The 5,371-nt window shown below is 36.7% G+C and carries 5 protein-coding genes; all 5 read right to left on the reverse strand.

The window, feature by feature from the left end; translation table 11 throughout:
* Positions 1–147: 147 nt before the first annotated feature.
* Genes IEW67_RS17390 through IEW67_RS17410 form a run of 5 tightly spaced genes read right to left on the reverse strand, consistent with a single transcriptional unit; the run spans position 148 to position 5,272 of the window.
* Positions 148–822 carry a sugar transferase gene (locus tag IEW67_RS17390; protein WP_188634345.1) on the reverse strand — a complete coding sequence of 225 codons (675 nt, stop codon included), beginning with the start codon at positions 820–822 and terminating at the stop codon, positions 148–150.
* Positions 752–1,762 carry an NAD(P)-binding domain-containing protein gene (locus IEW67_RS17395; protein WP_188634346.1) on the reverse strand — a complete coding sequence of 337 codons (1,011 nt, stop codon included), beginning with the start codon at positions 1,760–1,762 and terminating at the stop codon, positions 752–754. The genes IEW67_RS17390 and IEW67_RS17395 overlap by 71 nt, the downstream gene beginning before the upstream one ends.
* Positions 1,763–1,808: 46 nt before the next feature.
* Positions 1,809–2,957 carry a glycosyltransferase family 4 protein gene (locus tag IEW67_RS17400; protein WP_188634347.1) on the reverse strand — a complete coding sequence of 383 codons (1,149 nt, stop codon included), beginning with the start codon at positions 2,955–2,957 and terminating at the stop codon, positions 1,809–1,811.
* Between the two features lie 3 nt (positions 2,958–2,960).
* Positions 2,961–4,241 carry a nucleotide sugar dehydrogenase gene (locus tag IEW67_RS17405; RefSeq protein WP_188634348.1) on the reverse strand — a complete coding sequence of 427 codons (1,281 nt, stop codon included), beginning with the start codon at positions 4,239–4,241 and terminating at the stop codon, positions 2,961–2,963.
* The gene (locus IEW67_RS17410; protein ID WP_308430751.1) at positions 4,241–5,272 is read right to left on the reverse strand and encodes an NAD-dependent epimerase; all 1,032 of its coding nucleotides are present in this window, start codon (positions 5,270–5,272) and stop codon (positions 4,241–4,243) included. Before IEW67_RS17410 ends, IEW67_RS17405 begins: the two co-directional genes overlap by 1 nt.
* Positions 5,273–5,371: the final 99 nt, after the last annotated feature.

A 5,371-nucleotide genomic window follows, 5' to 3' on the forward strand; every position in this document is an offset into this window, starting at 1 on the left:
TTGGTTGGGTGTCAACCTTCCAGTACCACAAAAAGCGGGATGTCATTCTATTTTCGGGCAAACGTTTCAAAACAAGTGGTAATTCAACATAATGTGACGACATATTTTTTGCAAGAGTCAAGTAAAATCAAAATTAAACATTAAGGCTTAAACTGATCCCTTTCCTCCAACAACCTGCACTACCGTCTTAACTAAAATCTTCAAATCCAACCACAAACTAAAATTCTCCACATAGTACAAGTCATGTTTTATTTTCTCTCCATGATTCATGTCACTTCTGCCATTCGCTTGTGCCCATCCCGTGATTCCCGGTTTTACAGCTAAACGTTTTTTCTGCTCAGCATTGTAGCATCTCGTAATCTCAGTAATCTCCGGACGTGGACCTACTACACTCATATCACCTTTTAACACATTAATAAACTGTGGTAATTCATCTAGACTGTACTTTCGGATGAATTTTCCAATCTTTGTTATATTGGGGTTATCGACTGACCCTGTTTTAAATACAAAGTCATCTGGGACACCATTCTTCCAGTCATAAACTCTTCCTTTACTTTTATCATCAGACGTTTGTTTCACTTTCATGGACCGGAACTTATACATACCAAAGTAAATAGCCCCATTACCACTTCGCTTTTGTTTGTAAAATACCGGCCTTCCATCCTCTCTGATAATTAATATTGCTAACACTAAAAACACAGGTATGAGGACAATTAATACGATTAAACTAAATACAATATCAAATAACCTTTTAGCTGCTAGTTGAAATGGCTTTTTCGATTTTTCGTATGGAATTTCTGTCTGCTTCGCTGAGCTGTTCATTTGCTTTCACCCCTCCACTGCCATCTGCTATACCAATGACCTGATTTGGCTGTTTAAGATTGTCTACAACCACTGTTCCTTCACCGCCAATATAGCCGCCTGCAGCTACTAGTACGTCGTTAATCGTCGCATGACCGAAAACTTCATTAAAAAAGCTTTGTGTATAATCGTGTTCTAACAACATCTGATAAGGAAGAGCAATGCGGGTATCTAGTCTTGTAACTTTAACATTGGCCGATAACATACGCTGGATAAAACTACTGCTGAAGTTATTAATTCCTCCATCAATAACAAAGGTATCTTCATCGATTAATGATAACAACCTATCCTCTTTTGACATTTGACCGGATAAGAATGATACGATAATGTCCACTTTCTTTTTTGATTGAATTTCTTCGAATGGTTTTACCTCTGAAGTATGCTTTGGTAAAAATAGATTCAAAGCCTCTGTTACTGTTTTTTCTTTTTCATTTGTTCTTCCCATAATATAAACATTTGCTTGTCGTTCAGTCAGTCTTGTTGCCAGCTTGCTGGCAAGGTTTCCTGTTCCAACTACTGCTATATCTTTATTTAATAAGTCATCCTTTAAGTGATTTCGAATTAACATATCACAAGATTCGAGAGTGTTATCATTGGGTTTGACTGTTGTCAAATTAGATTTTTTCACAATACTTCTCGCTATTTCAAATAAGTTCAAATCCTGCTTTTGCTCTATATCAATATATATATAATCTACTAATCCATCAAAAAAGAGTAGTGCTTTTTTTAATAGTTTTGCATCATTTATCATGAAGCAGGACATGGCTGTGTTTAAAATAGAACGTCTTGGCAATACTCTAAAGCTTAATGCGTGTTTGGCAGTTGTACTAATCATAATTGATGAATGTTTCTGGTTATTTAAGTAGTCCAATTCTTGTTGGAATTGCTCAATGATTTCCAATTTAATCACACCATTCCTTATACTATAGTGCTATTTTTGATTGATATTATATCAACGAATTAAACAAATTCAGTTGTTTGTTTAATACTTTTTCCTCATCATACTGTTCTTCAACAATATCCCTAGCGTTTTTTCCCATCTCTATCATAGAATCAGGATTATTAATGTACTCGACCATTCGGGTATATAACTCATCAATATTTTCCTTTTCAGTTAAATAACCCGTTTCACCGTGTTCCACTTCTTCCCTGCAACCTCTTATATTAGTTGCAATAACAGGCTTCTCCATTGCCATTGCCTCAATGATGGATCGTGGTAACCCTTCGCGGTGACTTGGTAATACGAACACATCAGAAACAGCAAGCAGATAATTAATATCAGATCTTATTCCAGTAAAAATAATATTACTGTTTGTTTTCCACTCAGCTATAGAGTGATTAATATCCTGGTCTCTTTCGCTGTCTAATAAATCTCCAATTAGCAGCAGCTTAACATTCTTATTCATTTTGTTAACTTTACTGAAAGCCTCAACTAATTCGTAGATTCCTTTTTCCCTTACAAACCTGCCGATAAAAGCAAAAACAATATCTTCCTGACTAATTCCGAGATCATTTTTTATATTCTCAAGCTCTTCGACGGTCATTATTTTTGAGTTAAATTTATTATAAATATCCACACCATTTCCAAGGTGTATAATCCTATTAACCTTTTTAAACCTGTTTTCAATGCTTAGTTCATAATCTTCCTGACTTTGCAACAACAAATAATCGGTCGCAAACTTAGCAAAGTACTTTTCAATTCTATAATAAAAGTTATATTCTTTTTTCGACATTTCTTCGTGAAAATAATAGCCGTGAGCAGTATATATAATGTTTTTAACCCCCGCCAATTTGGCTGCAATCCTACCGAGAATTGATGCTATTGGTGTATGAACGTGAACGATATCATATTTATGAACTTTTATTAATCGGTAGAGTTCTTTTACAGAATTCAAATTTGAAGAAAAACTGATCCTTCTATCAATATGCACTTCATGAACTATATATCCTTTATCCCTCAAATGCTCTAAATTACCATCATCAGAACATGCAATATGAACCTCAAAGCCATCGTCAATTGACTTTTTAATTAATGGTTTAAGTTGCTTATCGACCGTTGTAGATACTGCACAAACTTGTAATATTTTACCTTTCATAATCTATAATCTCCGCAAACAAATACTTTCAGGACAAGCCTCTTTATCCAGCTTGCTTTTTGCATCAAACACAATACCTTTACCATGCTTTAGCAAATGATCGAACATATTCCAACCTTCTTCCAGATACGTCTCATGTGGCACTGTGAAGACAACTGCTTCAGCTGGTTTCAATTCTTCATAAGAGACCAAATCGATTCCATATTCTTCATATGCCTCGTGCGGATCTGCATAAGCATCCGTTATTTGAACATTAATATCAAAGTCTTCCAATTCCCTCACAATGTCTATTACTCTAGTATTACGTAGATCGGGAACATTTTCCTTAAACGTGAAACCAAGCACTGTCACAGTAGATCCTTGTATTGGCATGTTCTTCTTAATCATCTGCTTGATTAATGATGTTGCAATATGTTTCCCAACGTTATCATTCGTTTTTCGTCCCGCCAAAATGACTTCGGGGTGATGGCCTACTTTCTGCGCCTTGTGTGTCAGATAGTACGGATCAACACCGATACAATGTCCGCCTACTAGCCCTGGGAAGAAATTAAGGAAATTCCATTTGGTTCCTGCAGCTGCTAATACTTCTGATGTATCAATACCTAGCTTTTCAAAAATAACTGCTAACTCATTCATAAGCGAAATATTTAAATCCCGCTGCGTATTTTCAATCACTTTGGCAGCCTCGGCTACTTTAATGGTACTGGCTTTATGAATTCCAGCTGTTACAACAGAGCCATAAACATCTGCTATTGTTTCAAGTACTTCCTCGTTTTGACCGGAAACAACTTTTGTAATGGAAGTAAAAGTATGTTCCTTATCACCCGGGTTAATTCGTTCGGGTGAATAACCGACAAAAAAATCTTCACCACAGGTAAGTCCTGAGGCTTCCTCCAAAACAGGCACACATTCCTCTTCCGTTGCCCCTGGATAAACCGTTGATTCATATACAACAATGGATCCTTTAGCAAGGTTTCGGCCAATGGTTTCCGATGCTTTCAACAACGGTGTCAAATCCGGCTGTTTATTTTCTGTAATTGGTGTAGGTACAGATACAATAATAAAATCTGCTTTATTTAAATCAGCAGGGTTTGATGTAAACTCAATTGAAGCTTGTTGCAATTCTTCTGATTCAACCTCGTTCGTCATATCATAACCTTGTTTCAAACCTTCAATTCGTTCCTCTTTTATATCGAATCCTATTATACTTTTTTCTTTACCGAAAGCAACGGCGACAGGCAATCCAACATAACCGAGTCCAACTACTGCAATGGTTCGCTCCATTATAACCTCACCCCGTAATAATCAATATACCAATCAATAAAGTTGTTGACGCCTTCTTGAATAGATGTTTGTGGTCTGAATTCAATATCCTGAAAAAGATCCTCCACATCTGCATATGTCTCCGGCACATCCCCAGGCTGCAAAGGCATATAATTTTTCTCAGCTGTTTTTCCGAGTCTCTTTTCAATCGCTTCAATGAAATCCATTAGCCGAACTGGGTTATTGTTACCAATGTTGTAGACTTTATATGGTGCATAGCTCGAGCTAGGATCCGGATTTGCCCCAGACCATTCAGGATTTGGCTTAGCTGGTTTATCTATTAATCTATTAATGCTCTCCACGATATCATCAATATATGTGAAATCGCGCATCATGTCGCCATGATTGAAAACGTTAATCGGTTCATCATTGATAATAGCCTTTGTAAACATAAATAATGCCATATCCGGACGCCCCCACGGTCCATAAACCGTAAAGAATCTCAAACCGGTCGTTGGCAGGTCATACAAATGACTGTAAGTATGAGCCATCAGTTCATTAGATTTTTTCGTTGCTGCATACAAACTGACCGGATGATCGATATTATCACTTGTCGTAAAAGGCTTGGTCGTATTGGCACCGTATACTGAACTGGATGATGCATAGATTAAATGTTCAAGTTTATAATGACGACAAGCCTCCAGAATATTAGTAAACCCCACTATATTGGAATTAATATAAGCATGTGGATTTTCAAGGCTATAGCGGACACCTGCCTGGGCTGCGAGGTTAATCACAACGTCAGGCTGATACTTTTCAAACGTTTGATTAATTGTTTCAAGATCTTCTAAATTTCCCCTTACAAAAGTGAAATTCTGATTGTCTAAATCTTTGAGTCTGTCCTCTTTAAGTTGGGGATCATAATAGTTATTGACATTATCAAGTCCAATAACTTGATGGCTTTCATTTAGTAATCGTCTAGATAGATGGAAGCCAATGAAACCGGCTGGACCTGTTACTAGTATCTCGAGTTTCGCACCCTGATAAATCAATAAAAAAGCGCCATGAAAATGGATAAAAAAACGTAAAAAAACCCGCATGAACACTGGCTTTTGGTATAATTAAGGTACCAATCCAAATCATGCCAAAAG

It is taken from the genome of Lentibacillus kapialis (assembly GCF_014646635.1).
GTDB classification, from domain to species: Bacteria; Bacillota; Bacilli; order Bacillales; family Amphibacillaceae; genus Lentibacillus; species Lentibacillus kapialis.